The 17,710-nt window shown below is 42.0% G+C and carries 10 protein-coding genes; 6 read left to right on the top strand and 4 right to left on the bottom strand.

Going from position 1 to position 17,710, the window contains the following annotated elements; translation table 11 throughout:
- The first annotated feature begins 600 nt into the window (after nucleotides 1–600).
- Nucleotides 601–3,387 (top strand): alpha-amylase family glycosyl hydrolase, encoded by a 2,787-nt coding sequence (locus tag W7W_RS0109495; RefSeq protein ID WP_010663545.1) that lies wholly within the window; start codon nucleotides 601–603, stop codon nucleotides 3,385–3,387.
- Between the two features lie 74 nt (nucleotides 3,388–3,461).
- On the opposite strand, the gene W7W_RS0109490 is transcribed toward W7W_RS0109495, so the two are convergent.
- Entirely contained in the window at nucleotides 3,462–4,562 is a 1,101-nt protein-coding gene (locus tag W7W_RS0109490; protein WP_010663544.1) for a sugar transferase, read from the bottom strand.
- Between the two features lie 516 nt (nucleotides 4,563–5,078).
- Between W7W_RS0109490 and W7W_RS0109475 the strand changes: the two genes are divergently transcribed.
- A complete protein-coding gene (locus W7W_RS0109475) occupies nucleotides 5,079–5,732 on the top strand; it encodes a protein-L-isoaspartate(D-aspartate) O-methyltransferase (RefSeq protein WP_010663543.1) in 654 nt (217 codons plus the stop codon).
- Nucleotides 5,733–5,779: 47 nt separating this feature from the next.
- On the top strand, nucleotides 5,780–6,421 hold the full coding sequence (locus tag W7W_RS0109470; protein ID WP_010663542.1) for an MBL fold metallo-hydrolase: 642 nt from the start codon (nucleotides 5,780–5,782) through the stop codon (nucleotides 6,419–6,421).
- A gap of 279 nt (nucleotides 6,422–6,700) precedes the next feature.
- Here W7W_RS0109470 and W7W_RS0109465 read toward each other — a convergent pair whose 3' ends face one another.
- On the bottom strand, nucleotides 6,701–9,034 hold the full coding sequence (locus W7W_RS0109465; RefSeq protein ID WP_044084697.1) for a T9SS type A sorting domain-containing protein: 2,334 nt from the start codon (nucleotides 9,032–9,034) through the stop codon (nucleotides 6,701–6,703).
- A gap of 491 nt (nucleotides 9,035–9,525) precedes the next feature.
- Nucleotides 9,526–11,163 carry a helix-turn-helix domain-containing protein gene (locus tag W7W_RS0109460; RefSeq protein ID WP_081485169.1) on the bottom strand — a complete coding sequence of 546 codons (1,638 nt, stop codon included), beginning with the start codon at nucleotides 11,161–11,163 and terminating at the stop codon, nucleotides 9,526–9,528.
- A gap of 178 nt (nucleotides 11,164–11,341) precedes the next feature.
- Here W7W_RS0109460 and gcvP point away from each other — a divergent pair, with 178 nt between their 5' ends.
- Nucleotides 11,342–14,239: an aminomethyl-transferring glycine dehydrogenase gene (gene gcvP, locus W7W_RS0109455; RefSeq protein WP_010663539.1), complete on the top strand. Its 2,898-nt coding sequence runs from the start codon at nucleotides 11,342–11,344 to the stop codon at nucleotides 14,237–14,239.
- A 199-nt stretch (nucleotides 14,240–14,438) separates the two neighbouring features.
- Nucleotides 14,439–15,632 (top strand): anaerobic sulfatase maturase, encoded by a 1,194-nt coding sequence (locus W7W_RS0109450; RefSeq protein WP_010663538.1) that lies wholly within the window; start codon nucleotides 14,439–14,441, stop codon nucleotides 15,630–15,632.
- Nucleotides 15,633–15,890: 258 nt separating this feature from the next.
- Here W7W_RS0109450 and tpx read toward each other — a convergent pair whose 3' ends face one another.
- On the bottom strand, nucleotides 15,891–16,403 hold the full coding sequence (tpx, locus tag W7W_RS0109440) for a thiol peroxidase (protein ID WP_010663537.1): 513 nt from the start codon (nucleotides 16,401–16,403) through the stop codon (nucleotides 15,891–15,893).
- 633 nt (nucleotides 16,404–17,036) lie between these two features.
- On the opposite strand from tpx, the gene W7W_RS0109430 reads away from it, so the two are divergent.
- Nucleotides 17,037–17,645, top strand: coding sequence for a T9SS type A sorting domain-containing protein (locus tag W7W_RS0109430; protein WP_010663535.1), 609 nt, complete (start codon nucleotides 17,037–17,039; stop codon nucleotides 17,643–17,645).
- Nucleotides 17,646–17,710 lie beyond the last annotated feature (65 nt).

Genomic DNA, 17,710 nt, shown 5'->3' with positions numbered 1-17,710 from the left:
ATGAATGATATTTTGTTGTTTGTAAATCAAAAGGTTGTCAGTTGTTATGATTCGAGCGGGGAGTTATTGTCACTGAAGTGAAAGAACGTAAAAACTAAAATGAAGGTGTTTTTCTGTATGATCTGAGGATTATTTAGTGTCTGTCGATAAAGTACCATTTGCTTCGCTGGCCTTTCAACTGGCATTTTCTGACCAGACACTTGACTATTAACTAAGCGTTTTTCATGTGGTTGAGATAGAAAGTTCAAATTCAAAACGTGTGAAAAACTTAAACCGTAGAATACTAATGTGTTTGAGGATTTAGATTTTGAGTAACAACGCAGAAGTTGGACTTTATAGACAAACACTATTTACTTGTTTTATTTTGAACAATTAAGATGTGTTTGGGACTGATTCTTTTAAAATGATAATGATACGACACTTAAGTGTCACCAAATAAAATTATGACAGATACTTTCAAGCTTTAAAAATAAATTTTATCGTATGAATCCATCCTGTTTGAGAGGATTGTTCTGATATTGGAAGTTGTAATTAAGGATTTACCTGAAGTGAATTTGAGGTTTAATAGGATTCTGAAATTTGAAATACAAAATAAAAAATATGAAGCGACTCTTTTTTTTCATGTTCATAGGGTTTGTAACTACCTGGGTATCGGCTCAGGTAGTTTCAACTCAACCTGCAATCCCTGTCGAAGGAAGTGAGATTGTAGTAACATTTGATGCTACTCAGGGTACAGGAGGACTGGAGGATTATACAGGGGATGTTTATGCCCACACAGGTGTTATTACCAGTGAAAGTACTGGTGATTCGGATTGGAAATATGTGGTGGCCGACTGGGGGGTGAATGTTGAAAAAGCAAAACTGACCAGGGTTGCCGAAAACACCTATGAGTTGGCAATCACTCCTGATCTCAGGAGTTATTATGGGGTTCCCGATGGGGAAGAGATCCTGAAAATGGCTTTTGTATTCAGAAGTGAGGCTGAGGTGAATGGTAGCTGGAAAGAAGGTAAGGATGAAGGCGGTAAAGACATCATGGTTGATGTTTATTCTTCCGGATTGACCGCCTTATTGGCCGAACCTGCCGATGGTACTCTTTTCAGTCCGGGTGCTTTGATTAATGTGACCGGGCAGGGACAGGATGCCGAAACACTGGAGCTTTATCTCGATGATGCATCCGTAGAGACTTCCACCTCGGGTGAGTTGACTTATTCTTTCAATGCTCCGAATGAGGGCAGTCATCAACTGATATTGGTGGCTTCAGCAGGAACAGAAACCGATGCCGATACGGTTAATTTTTATATCCAGGAACCTGTGGTTGCAGAACCACGGCCGGAAGGATTGAAAAACGGAGTCAATATCATCGACGAGAACACAGTAACTTTGCTTCTTCAGGCACCTGAAAAGGAGTTTGTGTACGTTTTGGGCGATTTCAATAATTGGGAACCTCGTCCTGATGCTCAAATGAAAAAGGATGGGGAGTTTTTCTGGTTGACTACTACGGGACTTACAGCCGGAGAAGAATACGCCTATCAGTATTATATTGACGGGGAAGTGAAAGTGGCTGATCCTTATACCAATAAAGTACTGGATCCCTGGAATGACCGATATATTCCTGAAGATATTTATCCCGGGCTCAAGCCTTATCCCACAGCTAAGGGGGCAGATGGTATTGTTTCTGTTTTTACGACTACTCCGGATGAGTATGTATGGAAAACAGCTGACTTTGTCGCTCCCGCCTCTGAAGATTTGGTGATTTATGAATTGCTGATTCGTGATTTTACTTCAGCACAGGACATCAAAACAGTGACCGACACCCTGGACTATCTGCAACGATTGGGCGTAAATGCCATCGAATTGATGCCATTCAACGAATTTGAGGGAAATGACAGCTGGGGATACAATCCTTCTTTCTATTTTGCTACGGATAAAGCTTATGGTACTGTAAATGATTATAAAGAGTTTGTGGATGAATGTCATGCTAGAGGTATTGCTGTTATTATGGATATGGTTCTGAATCATAGTTTTGGCCAGTCTCCTCTTGTAAGAATGTATTGGGATGGAGAAAAACCCGCCGCGAATAATCCCTGGTACAACCGTGATCACAATATGGAAAATACCGCTGCGCAATGGGGGTATGATTTTAACCATGAAAGTGCATATACCCGTGAACTAATTGACAGCATTAACTCATACTGGATGTCTGAATTCAGAATTGACGGTTTTCGGTTTGACTTCACCAAGGGTTTTACCAATACTCCTTATGGCACCAATTCATGGGCCAGCGATTATGATGCCAGTCGGATTGGGATTTTAAAAAGGATGACCAATGAGATTTGGGAAAGAAATTCGGATGCCATAGTTATATTTGAGCATTTGTCAGATAATTCGGAAGAACGTGTTCTTGCTGATCATGGAATACTTTTGTGGGGCAATATGAATCATCCCTTTAGCGAAGGGGTGATGGGCTATAATTCTGACGGCAAATCAGACTTTTCATGGGCTTCCTATCAACAACGCGGATGGGATTTTCCCAATGTGGTGGCTTATATGGAGAGTCATGACGAAGAGCGGGTGATGTACAGGGCCCTTAATTTTGGAGACTCTTCCAATGGTTATGATGTTCGTGAGCTTGAAACTGCTCTGCTGCGCTCTGCTATGGCTTCTACCTTCCTGATGTCAATTCCCGGTCCTAAAATGATCTGGCAATTTGGCGAACTGGGTTATGATGTGAGTATTGATGATGGAGGGCGTCTTGGGCAAAAGCCACCAAAGTGGGATTACCTGGAGGATTATGCCCGGGAGTCGTTGTGGAACTTCTATGCTGAAATGATTCAGCTTCGGAAGACCCATGAAGTTTTCTCAACAGCTGACTTTGGAATGGACGTCTCCGGAGCTCTAAAACGAATTGCTTTAAACGGCACAGAGGTTGATGTACGTCTGGTTGGAAATTTCGGACTGGAAAAAGGAAGTAAAGAGGCTTTTTTCAGTCGCACTGGATGGTGGTACAATCATTTCCAGGGCGACAGCATTAATGTTACTAATGAGAATATGATGATCTCACTTCGCCCCGGAGAATTTGTTCTTTACACGTCAGAAAAGTTGCCGGGTTTCAGGAATGTGACATCCACCGGGCCCGACGTTTTTGAGAATGCGAACGGGACAAGCGTTTTCCCAAATCCGGTTGAAAATAAAATCTATATTGAAACTTTGGGGAATCAACAAGTCTCAGGAGTTGTGGTATATGATTTCTCCGGCAGAGTTGTGTTTGAGGAGTCAGCAGAAGGAAAGAACTCTTATGATTTGTCATCGCTGGCCACCGGTTTATACCTTATGGAGATTTCAACCGGCAAGGACAGTTCTTCCTGGCATAAAATAATTAAAGAATAACACGCAGATTCAATTTTTCATAGTCAAAAAAGGTCGGAAAATTCCGGCCTTTTTTGTTGGTTAAGGCTTAAACACTAACCATTTACTTTGTTTTGAAAGGACAACCATCGTACAATGGGGTCATTACTTGACGTAAGCGTTTTCAGTTCATCCTGTCTTTTCTCTCGTCTCTTTTCTGATGGGCTGTAAAATATCTTTAGTGCCAGGTAACGGATGGTGCTCAATAGTATTCTGGAATCCATCGCGAGGGATGGATTGTTAAGATAGACAATGTCATAGAACAGGCGATCTGTCATCTCTTCTGTATTGCTTGCATAACCATATTTTATCATTCCCAGAGAGGTAAGTCCCGGTTTCTGCTGATAAATGACTTTGTAGTAAGGGATTTTCTGAGATAAAAAATGTGCAAAGAAAGGGCGTTCCGGTCGGGGGCCTACCAATGCCATGTCCCCTTTGAGAATGTTCCAGAATTGAGGCAACTCGTCAATGTGCCAGTATCTGAGGAATTTCCCGGTCCGGGTAATTCTCGTGTCATGGTCTCCTGACAGCTGAGGGCCATCTTTTTCTGCATCGGCTCGCATGGTCCGAAATTTATAAAGCGTAAAAGGTCGGGCATTTTTACCCAGTCTCTTTTGTCTGTAAAGTACAGGTCCCCGGGAGGTCGTTTTGATCAGCAGGGTAATTAACGGCAACATGAGTCCGGTCAGGATAATTCCCGGAATGGAAATGAAAATGGCCAAAAGTTTTTTCAGGTATTTTTGAGTTGTACCGATTTTATCGGGAAAGAGCTTTATGTGCGGAATGTCATGGATGTGGCTTATTTCTACAAGTCCGGTAAGAAGATCTATTTCTGCAGGAATAAGTTTTATGATGGCACCCGAGAGTTTTAATGTAAGCAATATTTCGTGCGAAACCAGTCCGTCCGGAGGGGTGCCCACCACAAATAATTCATGCGTAGGTTTTTGCGGAAACGATTGCTGAAAATCGGTCACGTCTCCCGAGTATTTGAATTTTAAAGGTAGTGGATGAGTGTTGAAATATTGAGTCTGCGTAAAATGATTCCATTCAATGTATTCCTGAAGGCTCTTCAGTATACTCTCTTTCGTCTCCTGAAAAAACAAGATTGAAAGAGTTCGGGCTGAACTCTTTTTTGTTTTTTTATTGGTAAACTTCATTCACAGATAATGTTTGGTCGGATGTTCTGCGTTGTCTGTCTGGGATTATATACTTTCAAAATATAGAGCAATGCATCTCTTCCGTGATTTTCATAAAAACTAAAACAGTTTCTTAATCTATGGGGAGGATTTCTCAGGTTATAAAAGCTGTTTTATTGACAATGTCTAATTTATGTTTATGGGTCTTGGATGTAAGTGTTTTAGATGTCAGGTTGAAAAAGGCAGTCGTAAAGAAAATTGATGGGGGATAATTAAAACTTTTTAAATCAATTTTCCTGACAATGCATGCATCTATCCAGCAGTTGAACATCCTAACAAAAATTTATTAAACGAAGTTCGACGAGGTCAATGTTCCGGGTTAAAGGTTGGTTTCTCAATTACAATTTACAATAAGAAGTACGTATAGTTCCTAATTTTGGTATGCTTTTGTATCGTGAAAGGTCTTTTTTTTGACCAACGGCATCAGAATGAAGATGTTTTTTTGTTTTCTTACGGTCATCAGGCTATTTTTGTTCCATGTTTAATGTAAATGATTCTTTTCGGCATCAGGGATTACGAAATCGTCTGGTGAAAGAGGTTGAAAAAAAGGGGATTACTCAAAAGATGGTACTTGAAGCCATTGGCCGGGTTCCCAGGCATCTTTTTATGGACCCTTCTTTTGTTCATTTGGCCTATCAGGATAAAGCTTTTCCGATAGGTCAGGGACAAACCATCTCCCAGCCTTATACTGTAGCCTTTCAGAGTAGTTTGCTTGAGGTTTCCCCCGGGTGTAAGGTGCTGGAAATAGGTACCGGATCAGGCTATCAGGCAGCAGTGCTTGCCGAGATGGGAGCTGAGGTTTATTCGGTGGAACGACAGAAAAAATTGTATGAGAAGACCCAAACGTTGCTTCGGAAAACAGGTTATAAGGAAATAAGACTTTTTCTGGGTGACGGGAATCTTGGGTTGCCCGATGAAGCACCTTTTGATCGGATTATTGTTACGGCCGGAGCTGAATCAGTCCCGACCGGGCTGCTGGTTCAACTTGCAGTTGGAGGAATAATAGTGCTGCCTGTGGGGCTGAAGTCGCAAACAATGATCCGAATTAAACGTTTAGCAGAAGATGACTTCGAACAGGAGAGTTTTGGAGATTTTGCCTTTGTGCCCCTGCTCAAAGGAATCGCAAAGTAGATAGCGCATTTTTTAGTGTAAACAGGAACCAGAAAGATCTAATTGTTATGATACATGTTGAAAGTTTAGTATTCAACCCTTTTCAGGAAAATACTTATTTGGTATATACGGATAGTGGAGTTTGTGCAATCGTGGATCCCGGAATGCTTTTCCCACATGAAGAGGAGCGGTTGGTTGAAAAAATTGAGGAACTAAATCTTCGTCCGCAACTGTTGCTTCAAACACATTTACATGTTGATCATGTGCTGGGTACGGGGTTTGTTACCAAAAAGTGGGGACTTGAACCCATAGGGCATGAAGGTGATGCTTTTTTAGTGGAACGCACTAAAGAAATGGCTGCCGGCTTCGGAATGGATTTGAATGAGAACCCTCCTTATCCGGCCCGATATCTGAATCATGGCGACCACATCGAGCTGGGTGATGTATCTTTTGAAGTCATCCATGTTCCCGGACATTCACCCGGGGGCATTGCCTTTTATTGTGCAGAAGAAAAAGTTCTTCTTGCCGGAGATGTTTTATTTAAGGGAAGCATCGGTCGCTCAGACCTTCCGGGAGGGAACCAGCATGAATTGATTGATGGTATTCGGGAAAAATTATTGATTTTACCTGATGATGTTACTGTTTATTCCGGGCATGGACCTAAAACTACCATTGGAGAAGAGAAAAGATCCAATCCGTTTTTGCAGTAGCGATGGATTTTCCTTTTTCTATTTTTTAACCGGACACCAATGATTTGAATAATACAAACTGAACTTTTACAGTGAGTTCAAATAAATATTGGCTTAAGTTTATAGTTGCGTGTGGGTGTTTAAAGATTGCTTCTGGCAACGACCGAAGCAATCTCTAATTCCAAAAACGTTATTTTAAACTATAGCCTAAATATTTTCTTTGCAGATTATAATTTTGATATAAACAGCCCCGGTTGCATACGTGGGGCTGTTTCTTCCAAAATTTAATGGTTTACGGATTTATTGTACTGAGATAAACCGACTTTCCGATTTTTCTGAATCTTTTACGCTGAGGATGTAATCGCCCCGGTTGATGACAGGGCAGGTGATGCTAAGATCATTACCTATTGTTTTGACCTCTTTCTGGTGAAAGACCATCCGGCCCTGTTTATCGAAAAGCTGAATCTGAACTGCTCCTTCGAAGGCTCCTGACACCTGAATTGACTGACCAGCATTTACAGGATTTGGGAAAACACTCATTTTGTCATCCTTCTGATTACCTGGTGTTTGGTTCTGGAAGGCATTGTCCGATGTTACAGTTTTTAAATCATTGTAAATTTCATAATCCTCCTGAAGCACATAAACTGCATAACCACGTGCCGGTGCTTCTACCCATACTCTGCCATCCCCGAACACCTGGCTGGTTTGTGTTTCGTCAAATGCATTCACCAGAGTCTTATCCGTCCACGAGGTCCATCCCTGCGGTGTTGCATCCACCCAAAGACCTTTGGTTGAGTTGCTGTTGTTAAGCACCACAATGGCTCCGCTCTTGCTGCTGTTTCCCTCTCTTCTTGCCACATATACATCGTGGGTGTCGGAAGAGGGATACGGATTTCCTGATTCACTCATCACAGATAAACCACCGTTGAGATAGGTGTTTCTTATGAAAATCAGCTTTTTTAGATCCTCTTTCAGAGAAGCCGGAACCTGAATTTGTACTGAAGCATCATGATTGTCCACAAGGTTCACTCCGTATAGGTGAGGATAAAAAATACATGGTTTTCCTTCGTGTGTCAGCATATAGGCATATCCGAGATGCCAGTCTTTGGTCACCCATTTGTCGTGTTCTTTTCCGGTGTCGTGATTGTCGAGAAAGGTAACAACTGAAGTTCCCGGGAGGCTGTTACCATCAGCATTTCTGATCATTCCTGCATGGTTGAGCCAGTTCATATCGAAGCTTTCATCGCCGTTACACATATTTGATAATGTAGATTTCAAAGGGAAGTCGAAAGCATCGGCATCAGCTCCGTTGGCAGCCACATTGTTTACCCAGCTTTGGATACTTGATGCGGATCCCCAGTATTCACCAACGATAAATCTTTGCTGATCATTGATAAGAGGCAGGTTCGAAATCCAGTTGGCCACATAAGCTTCCTGAAAACCACGTACAAAATCGAGTCTGTATCCGTCAAAATTAATTTCATCACTCAGCCATATTCCCCAGTCATTCATTCGGGATTGAACTCTTGCGTCAAAGGTATTCAAATCATTACCAAACCCTTTGGTATTGGAAATAATTTCATCTCCCGATCCCCAGTTGCCGAGCCAGTCATTCTCATCCACCGGGTGGAAATAGGAATAATCCCAAACCAGATTGGCTTCTCCCTGGCCGGTGTGATTTACATAAGAGATTCCTGTGTTAGTGATGGCTTTAAGCTCATTGACAGCAAAGTTTTGACCGTTGTACCATATTTCAAAAGGATAAAAACCATGGGTCTGATCTGCCCAGAGCCATTCTTCTCCTGCCTGTCGTCTGGCAGTGAGTTTTATAACGATGTCTTTTCCTCCTGGGGCAACGACCTTAAATTCATCGATGTCTCCTTCCGAGTTGATAAATGCTCTCACCGTTTCGCCAGAAGCAGGGAAGGTATTGGTATCACCGTTCCCGTTGTTGGGCTCACTTTCCCAGGAGTAGGAACTTCCAAACCCTGTGTCGTTGTAATCTATCTGAATGTCGTAGGCGCGTTCCTGGTAAGAAGCAGCATAATCCAGATAAAAACCTTTGAATTTAATGTAATAGTCGCCCGCCTGAGCATTTTCAATAGTCCATATGATTTCGTTGGTCGGATAGGGTACATATTGCTGCCCGTTGCGGTAGGCTTCATCAAAAACATATTGTTTGACAGCAGGGTTGACTTCTGCATCTTCATCAGATGAATACATGTGATTCAAAATAATATCCGCATAGACTTCCACTTTGGGCTTCCCGTTGCTGGTGTCATGCATGGCAGAGATCATGCTCTGTAATTCCTGACGACTCCCAAATCTTGTTTCAACAGATCCTTTCTGGTTGTAATCTCCCAGATCGTAATGGTCGTAGATTCCGTACCCCATATCATATATTCCCCAATTTCCTTTGGCCGGAGAGGGAATCCATATGCCGGTAATCCCAATTTCTTTGAAATCATCGGCTTTGTTGTAAAGGTTGTCCCACCAATGACCGTTGTTGTTTGCGGCATCCACAGGGACATCCCAGTAAAAAGCCTGAAGCATTACATCATTCTGGGCCTGCAATAGAGACCCATTGGAAAGCATCAGCAAACAGATGCCCATCATAGTAAAGATTTTTTTCATTTTACCTGGAATTTTGTGATTGTTAATACTATTCCCGTTTTGCATACTGAAGGGATTTTGTATGGCGGGAAGTAAATTTTAGTATGGGCAATATTGTAAAAAGGATGGCGAAAATCGACTGATTTTGGGTTTTAGGACCATTAAGTAAGTGCTGATTTGTCTTTTAGGAGGTATAAGGCGTTGTTTAGAAGCGGGTTGTGTTTTTGTTGGGCTTTAATTTATAGTTGCGTGTGTATGTTTAGAGAATGCTTCGGGCTGAGTCCTAGCAATGAACGTTTTTTATTTTTATATGGAATGTGTTGGCCGACTTTGTTTATTGCGAGGGCCTTGCCCGAAGCAATCTCTGATTGCAAAAACGTTATTTTAAACTATAGCCTTTTATTGCTATGGCCGGGAATATCGTTTGGTCATAAAAGATTCTTTCCATTTTAATTAAAATGCAAGGGTATGCCACGAAGCAATTTTTTAAAAGACACATGTAATCATAAACTTCAGCTTTTTGTATTGAAATATTCCCGGGGAGACAAACCCGTGACTTTTTTGAAGGCCAGGTTGAAGGTAGATTTGGAATTGAATCCTGATTCATGGGCCAGATATAAAAAAGTACGGTTTTTGGCACTTCCTGAATTGATTTTTTGGATGAACTCAATAACCCTGAATTCATTCAGAAAATCCCTGAAGTTTTTATTGAAGCAATCGTTGATTGTTTTGGAGATGCTATGAGGTTTTATTTCCAGTCTCTCAGCAAATCCTGCTAAAGTGAGCTCTGTATCGAGGTAGGGCTTTTTAGTTTGCATGAAATTCAGGATTTTTCCGGCCAGTTCCAGGTCTGGTTCATTTTCATGAATGTTTTTTGAGGGTAGAAAAAGAGATTCATTGAAATAGACATAATAGAAGATAACGAACAATTGCAGAGATGCGATGGAAAAAGGAATGTCCTGATAGTTCTGAATAATGAAGCCCTTTGATTCATTTAGAATAAAAAGAATTACTCCTGATGCCACAGCCAGCAGGTTGATGGCAGTTCCCAGTTTCAAAAAGGACCATTCCGGCAACCGATGCTGACTGGTTTTATTTTCGGCAGTGATGATTAGATCAGGAATTTCAGGGGAGAACATTGGTGAATTATGAATGTCGTTCCCCCTGTTTTTTTTCTTTTTACCACCGGGCATTTTATAAAGGAAGCTAAGAATATATGCGACAAAGAGAATCGTTCCAAGGGATAATAAAAGAACATCAGGAATAAAATAATCGCTTATTATTTGTGATTGCAGCCATTGAGCCCTCCAGATTCCTGAAAAGCGAAGAGTGTTAAAAAGAAAAACCAAGAGTGCCGGAATCCAGTGAGGTAAGGCAAGGGGGGTGTTGTCTGTGGGATAGAAAGACTTAAGAAAAATCAGAGCAAGAGGAGCTGCTGCAAATAAAAGTGTTTCAAAACCCAGCATCAGCCTGAATTTCCAAACCGGATTGGCAAATTCAAAAAGGACAGCACCCAGTAATATCGAAATAAGGAAGAGAGACCAGAGTATTGTTCTGGAACTTTTCTTCCGGTCGTATTTTTGTCCTTTTCTCTTTATCAGAAAGATCAGGAAAATCCCGTTGAGGATAGCTGCAGATAAAATTAAAACATAGAAAGGCAGTGATCTTTGGCCTCCAATATCCTGCCAGTTCTCAATTCTTACCATTACAGGTTCTTTTATTTCACCGGCCAACTGTCGGTTGGGAAGATGGGAATTGTTGGCATTGGTCTCCATTTTCATCCAGTCGCCTCTCGAAAATTTAAACTCAATGGTATCCTGGTTTTGTGGAATTGTCACAAATAGTTTTCCGTCGGGCTGTCTTTGAAGGCGGTAGTCGGGATCATTAATTCGCCAGTTGTTGAAATTGCCGCACACAAAAATAGTGTCTGCAGATGGCGTGCTTCCGGGCAATGACTCTACAATGATCCGAATGTTTTTTTCCTGAGAAAGGGCGAGTGTACCAAATAGCAGGAAAATTAGCAGTACACTTAATAATTTCTTGTTGTTGATGACTTCTTTTAAGTGTAGCGTATATGTTAACAGTCGGATGCAATTTGAATTGACCGGCTTATCTGTTTTGGTTTTCCGACTAGGTAGGACTCTTTTCATACTAACTTCATAAAATTGGGAATCTAAAATTACTATTTTTTAGGAATTTGGGGGGGGTGATTCTGTCGGACTGACTTTTGATAAAAATCATTGGTGGGAATTGGAAATTATTAGTTCTTTTATAAACTTATTCCTGAGTCATTTTTTGAAAGTTAATATTTTATCCAAATAGTTCGATATGAGTCAATTTGCAGACCGGCACATCGGGCCAGACGCCCGCGAAACAGACCTGATGCTTGAGCGTGTTGGGGCTTCATCTCTGGATGACCTGATCAATCAGGCAGTTCCTGATGGTATCCGAATGAATAAAGAGCTGAATTTGTCGCCAGCTTTGTCCGAGCAGGAGTATTTGCAGCGGATAAGTGGAATTGCAGCACGCAATGAAATTTTCAGGACTTATATCGGTATGGGCTATTATAATACGTTTACGCCTTCTGTTATTATCCGTAATGTTTTGGAAAATCCGGTGTGGTACACCTCTTATACTCCTTATCAGGCTGAAATCTCGCAGGGACGGCTGGAAGCTTTGCTGAATTTTCAGACCATGGTGTCGGAGTTGACAGCACTTCCTCTGGCAAATGCCTCATTGCTCGATGAAGCTACCGCGGCGGCCGAGGCAATGATTATGATGTTTAATACCAGAAGCAGAGATCAGGTAAAGTCAGGCGTTGACTCTTGTCTGGTGGATGAACATATCTGGCCGCAGACCAGGGCGGTGCTGGAGACCAGAGCTGTTCCTCTGGGCATAAAACTGGAGTTTGTCGAGGTTAGCAACAATGTTTATGATGGATCCCGTCACTTTGGTGCAATTGTGCAATATCCGGATTCCCGTGGAGAAATAAGAGATTTTAGTGGTTTTACAGAAACTGTTCATGCAAATGGAGGACGAGTGGCAGTGGCGGCAGATTTGCTTTCATTAGCGCTGATTACTCCTCCCGGCGAATGGGGTGCGGATATTGTTTTCGGTTCCTCTCAGCGTTTTGGTGTGCCACTTTATTACGGAGGTCCACATGCAGCATTTTTTGCCACATCGGAAAAGTATAAACGATCACTGCCGGGCCGCATTATTGGTGTATCGAAAGATGTCACAGGTCACCCTGCGTTGCGAATGGCACTTCAGACCCGTGAACAGCATATCAAAAGAGAAAAGGCAACTTCCAATATTTGTACTGCGCAGGCTCTGTTGGCTACAATGGCCGGCTTTTATGGTGTTTGGCACGGATCTGAGGGGCTGAAAGAAATGGCAGGCCGTGTGCACAAACAAACAGTTCAGCTTCAAAGAGCCCTTGAAAGCAAAGGGTTCAAGGTTTTTAATCGTAATTTTTTTGATACTGTACTGTTTGCATTACCCCGGCAATTGACGGTGGATGATTTAAGGCAAAAAATGCTCAAAAGGAAGATTAATCTCAGATATTTTGATGACCCGACGCTTATCGGAATCAGCCTTGATGAAACCACCTCTGAGAGTGATGTTCAGGAATTGGTGGACATCATCACCGGCATGGTGGATGAAACCAGTGTGAATGTCGAGGATTTTTCTGAAGATAATTCGTTGGAGCAAAAATTTATACGGGAAAGTGCCTTTATGGAGCAAGAGGTATTTAATATTTACCGTTCCGAAACAGAAATGATGCGTTACATTAAGCGTTTGGAACGAAAGGATATTTCTCTGGCTCACTCCATGATTTCTCTGGGCTCCTGTACCATGAAGCTTAATGCCGCGTCGGAATTGTTTGGCCTTACCTGGTCCGGCTTTACTTCTATTCATCCGTTTGTGCCCATAGAGCAGGCACGGGGATATCATGAGTTAATGGACGAACTAAGAGCTGACCTGGCTGAAATTACAGGTCTTGCGGATGTGAGTCTTCAACCCAATTCAGGTGCTGCAGGGGAGTATGCCGGCCTGATGGTCATTCGAACCTATCATGAGAGCCGCAATCAGGGACATCGAAATGTTGCGCTTATACCGTCATCTGCTCACGGAACCAATCCTGCCAGTGCGGTGATGGCAGGCATGAAAGTGGTGGTGGTTAAGTGCGATGACAAAGGAAATATAGATGTGGAGGATCTGAGAGGAAAAGCAGAAAAGCACAGTGAGGAGCTGTCTTGCATTATGGTTACCTATCCATCCACTCATGGAGTTTTTGAATCTTCTATTCTGGAAGTTTGCAGCATTATTCACCAGTACGGTGGACAAGTATATATGGATGGTGCAAATATGAATGCCCAGGTGGGAATTACCAGTCCCGGAATCATTGGGGCCGATGTATGTCATCTCAATTTGCACAAGACTTTTGCCATTCCGCATGGTGGCGGCGGTCCGGGAGTTGGACCAATTGCCGTGGCGGAGCACCTTAAAGGCTTTTTGCCGGGCCATACTGTCATTGATAACCTTCGGGATGGCATTTCGGCTGTTGCCGCAGCTCCCTGGGGAAGCCCCGGTGTGTTACCCATTACCTATGGTTACATTAAGATGATGGGGGCAGAAGGACTCACCCGGGCCACCAAAATGGCCATCCTGAATGCTAATTATCTGGCGGTTGAGCTGAAAGATGATTACGGAATCCTATACTCTGGTGAGAGTGGTCGTGTGGGACATGAAATGATTCTTGAATGCCGGAAGCTGAAGGCGGCAACCGGGATTAGTGAGATAGACATTGCCAAGCGTTTGATGGATTATGGATATCATGCACCTACGGTCTCTTTTCCTGTCCATGGGACGCTAATGATTGAACCGACCGAAAGTGAATCGAAGGAGGAACTTGACCGGTTTGTCGATGCATTGAAAGCAATTTATGCTGAAGTTAAAGAGGTGGAGGCCGGAATTGCCGACAGAGACAATAATGTGCTGAAGAATGCGCCACACCCCGACAGGGTTGTGGTAACGGATGCCTGGGAAAGGCCTTACGGACGCGAAAAAGCAGCCTTCCCACTGGCCTGGGTTCGTGAGAATAAATTCTGGCCGGCTGTGGCACGGGTGGATGATGCCTGGGGAGACAGAAACCTGGTGTGTACCTGTGAGCCAATGGAAAGTTATGATGAGCCCTCTGAAACTAGTAGTACGTTCGTAAAATAGTGTTTCAAATATTTTGCTTTTATTTTTCCTTTCTGCAAGGCAAAATTTTGAGGCATAGCCATAGCTACGGTGAAAAATTTTAACGATGCAGAAAGGGAAAAGGGAATGTAAAATATGAAATAGTATTTTTTGATCGTACTATTAGGTTAATGACGGGCAGTTTATCTATGGTGTGTGTTGATTTTATTATTTTCGGAGGATGAAGAAAAAGTTTAAACCGCTCAATTCAATTTTGGTAAAACCGGCCGGGCCAGATTGTAATCTGGGATGTGGATATTGCTTTTATCTTGAGAAAGCAGCATTATATCCGGAGTCCAGGCAGCACAGAATGAGTGATGCAACCTTGGAGGTTTTCATAAAACAGGCGATGGAGCAATCCGGAGAAAATATTTCCATCACCTGGCAGGGAGGAGAACCTACCCTGATGGGGTTGGAGTTTTACAAAAAAGTGGTGGCGCTGGAGCAAAAGTATGGCCGGGGTAAAGTGGTTGGAAATGGCTTGCAAACAAACGGGATGCTTATTGACGAAGAGTGGGCCGATTTTCTGGGAGAATATCATTTTCTGGTAGGCCTCTCTATTGACGGACCGCAACATATTCATGATAAATATCGTCTGACGAAAAATGAACAACCTTCCTGGGAGAGGGTAATGCAAACCGGTAAACTGCTTCAGCAACACAATGTGGCAGTGAACGCCATGTGCTGTATTACCAGTGATTCCGCGCCTTATGCCCGGGAGTTGTATGAATTCTACAAGGAACAGGGTTTTGAGTGGATGCAGTTTATTCCAATTGTGGAGCGGGATAAAGATAATCCTAAAAAAGCAGCTGATTTTTCAGTCACTGCAGAGCAATACGGGCAGTTTATGATCGAAGTTTTCGATCTGTGGTTGCAGGATTTTGAGAATGGGCAGCCCACCACAAATGTGAGGTTTATCGAATCGATTTTTCATACTTACGTGGGGCTGGAAGCACCCGAGTGTACATTGAATAAAGAGTGTGGTGTTTATCCTACAGTTGAGCATAACGGGGATGTTTATTCGTGTGATTTTTTTGTGGAACCTAAGTGGAAACTCGGGAATATCAGAGAACAGAGATTGGTGGATTTGTTGAATTCTACTAAACAAACGAAGTTTGGACAGCTAAAAAGCCAGTTGCCCCGAAAATGTCGTACCTGTCCCTGGTTACAACACTGCTATGGGGGGTGTACCAAAGACAGAGTGAAAGATCCCAAAGACAGCGGGTTACCGCGTTTTTGTAAATCCACCATAATGTTTATGGAACATGCAGATCCTGTATTTAAAGAATTGGCTCGTAACTGGAAAGATCAGCAAACAAGTCAGCAGTCAACAGGCGGTGTTAGTTATAATGCTTTCAAAGATTTTATGGGATAAAAAAGGCTGCCACGAAACGGGCAGCCTTAAGTTTTCTTCTTTGGGAGTTTTCTTTTTTGGGGTTCCATGCCCCAAGCTCCATCCCCTCAGTTTATTGTTTCTTAAATAGAGTCTGTCCATAAACTAAGCGTTTTTCACGTGTTTGAGATAGAAAGTTTAAATTCAAGGCGTGTGAAAAAACTAAACCGCAGAATACTAATGTATTTGAGGGTTTATATTTTGAGCAACAACGCAGAAGTTGGACTTTGTAGACAAACACTAAATAAGTTCCTTTACTACTTCAAGGGCTTTCTCATAATCTGGCTCTTCAGTAACTTCGGGCACATATTCCACATATTTAACTTTGTTGTCTTTCCCGATAATGACGGTTCCCCGGGCTAACAGCCGGAATTCCTCCATCAGGAAGCCATATTTTGTTCCGAAGTCAACGTCTTTATGATCGGAGAGGGTGACAATGTTGTTAAGCCCTTCTGCAGCACAAAATCTCTTTTGAGCAAACGGAAGGTCACATGAGATGGATAGTACCACCACGTTATCCAGTTTGTCAGCTTCCTGGTTAAACCTTCTGTTTTGGGCTGCACAAACACTTGTGTCAATGGATGGATAGATGGCAATTACCTTAATTTTTCCGTCGAAATCAGTGAGTTTTACCGGCTTCAGATCGTTCCCAAGTACGGTGAACTCAGGTGCGCTTTCGCCAATTTTTGGCTCTTTTCCGAGTAAGGTTACCTGGTTTCCTGCAAATTTTACTTTTGAATTGTTTCTTTCCATGTGTTTTCTTTTTATGTATTGAAAGTTGGGTTAACAAATATTTTGTTTAGTAAAAATGATGTTCTTCGCTTACGAAAACAGGGCGGAAGCCTTTAATTATTTGGCAAAGCACAGAAGGAGGGGTGAAATATGCCTGATTCATAGATTTTTGCCTTGTTGATGCAGCGTTGTGTTTTGTGTCTTCTTTCAATAAAAAAGTGTTAACGGATTGTTGAAAGAATAACCTTCGAAAATTCCCCTGTTCGGTTGCCCTATTTTTTGCTATGTTCTTAGAGCCTCTCTGTAAACGGGCTTTTACGTATTTTGTAGCTTGCACTTTAATAACAAAAGGTTTTCCTGAAATGTTTTGTTGAATGCTGTTTTTAATGTTTTGTTACTAAAAAAGTGGTGAGAGGGGGTTATTGTCAAAAAACCTTTCATAGGCTGAAGAAGTCTGTCAAAAAATAACTATATGTGAACAAAACATCGAAAAATGTTTATTAATTGTTAGTAAAACGGGGTATGGTTAAGAATTTGTAAAATAAAGGACTTTTGGGTCGTGAAATTTGGTGGGTGGTGAAAACGCAATTATGTTTGCACTGTGTTCTTACAGAAAGGCACAAAATTAAATGTTTCACTTAAAACTTTTCAATTATGAAAGCAAAAAAGTTTTTATCTGTAGTTGCCCTTGCGGCATTTATGGTTTCAGTTGCAACCACTGCATCAGCCAAAGGAAAAATCACTGTGTATCCTTATTTGGACACTAACTATGCTCTTGTATCTGCATTGAGCGAAGAGATGGTTGATTTTTCAGTTGAAATTAAAACCGACAAAGGTGAGTTTGTTTACTCAAGCGGTAAAGTGGGTACAAGTACTCAATTCAACAAACTGTTTGATTTCTCAAAACTGAGCGATGGTAAGTATGTTGCCGTTCTTAAAGGTAGCGGAAAAACTTTCCTGGAAGATGAGTTCACTGTATCAGGAGGAAAACTTGTTTCTGAAGTTTCAAGCAAGAAAGCAGAAGAAATGGCTGCCAAAGTATGGGCAAAAAATGACTTTATCTTTGTGAGCTACCTGAACAAATCCAACGACTCTTTCAATATGAAAGTGGAAGATGCAAGTGGTAATGTTCTGTTTGAATCTGCTTTGCCCAAAGACCTTACTTATTCCGGTAAATTTGATGTATCATCACTTCCTTCCGGTACGTATTATGTAAGTTTGGTTTCAGGTAAAAATTCAAGTAGCTATGCAATTAAAAAGTAATCAGAACCATTTTAGTCTCATGCAGCGTATCAGCTGTTCTTATCCGGGTGTATCTCTATTGTTTT

The sequence above is a fragment of the Marinilabilia salmonicolor JCM 21150 genome (assembly GCF_000259075.1).
Lineage (GTDB): Bacteria > Bacteroidota > Bacteroidia > Bacteroidales > Marinilabiliaceae > Marinilabilia > Marinilabilia salmonicolor.
This window is presented reverse-complemented; position numbering and strand designations above follow the sequence as displayed.